Here is a 1064-nt window from a genome sequence, read left to right as displayed (position 1 = left end):
GTGAAGACGGTTTGGATGAGGGGTGGGGTGTGGCGGTCGCGGGTGGGTTGGGTGCGTTCGACGAGTTTGTCGAAGGGGATGTCCTGGTGGGTGACGGCGTGCATGAGGACGGTGCGGGAGTGGTGCAGGAATTGGCGGAAGGTGTGGTGGGGGTGGATGTCGACGGGGAGGGGGAGGGTGTTGACGAAGAAGCCGATGAGTTTTTCGGCGTCGGGGTCGGTGCGTCCGGTGAGGGGGGTGCCGATGACGACGGGGGTTTGGGTGGTGTAGCGGTGGATGAGGAGTTGGAAGGCGGCGAGGAGGATGCCGAAGGGGGTGGAGCCGGTGTGGGTGGCGAGGGTGTGCAGGGTGGTGGTGGTGTCGGGGGGTAGTTGGCTGTGGTGGATGGCGGTGGGGCCGGGTGGGGTGTCGGGGCGGGGTCGGTCGGTGGGTGGGTGGCAGACGGGTGGGGCGTCGCGCAGGCGGGTGGCGAGTTCGTCGAGGTGGTGTTGTGCGTGGGTGCTTTCCCAGTGGTGGCGTTGGCGTTGGGCGATGTCGGCGTATTGGGTGGGCAGGGGTGGTAGTGCGGGGGTGCGGCCGTGGGTGAGGTCGGTGTAGAGGTGGTTGAGTTCGGTGTGGAAGAGGCCGACGGACCAGCCGTCGAGGACGATGTGGTGCCAGGTGAGGCAGAGCACGTGTGCGGTGTCGGAGAGTTGGAGGATTCGGCTGCGTAGTAGTGGGCCGGTGGTGAGGTCGAAGGGTTGGTCGAGTTCGGCGCGCAGGATGTCGTGGATGTGGTGGTCGTGGTGGTGGGGGTCGAGGTGGGTGAGGTCGTGGCGGGTGCTGTGGTGGTTCGGTTCGGGGTGGATGATCTGGACGGGGATGCCGTCGTGTTCGGTGAAGGTGGTGCGGAGGACTTCGTGTCGGCGGGCGATCTCGGTGATGGCGGTGTCGAGGTGGTCGAGGTCGAGTTCGCCGTCGATGTGCCAGGCGGTCTGGGTGTTGTAGGCGGTGGATTTCGGGTCGAGGGTGTGCAGGAACCACAGGCGTTGTTGCGCGAACGACAACACCCGACCCGGCGACGA

At 66.5% G+C, this 1064-nt stretch carries 1 protein-coding gene; it reads right to left on the bottom strand.

The genetic code is table 11. The features are described from left to right. A partial coding sequence (locus AB0G08_RS30170) for a condensation domain-containing protein (protein ID WP_358094380.1) occupies positions 1-1046 on the bottom strand: 1046 nt, incomplete at its 3' end. Positions 1047-1064: the final 18 nt, after the last annotated feature.

Source organism: Micromonospora sp. NPDC023644 (genome assembly GCF_040640115.1).
GTDB lineage: Bacteria > Actinomycetota > Actinomycetes > Mycobacteriales > Micromonosporaceae > Micromonospora.
The sequence above is the reverse complement of the archived record's forward strand: the minus strand, read 5'-3'. Positions and strand labels throughout refer to the sequence as shown.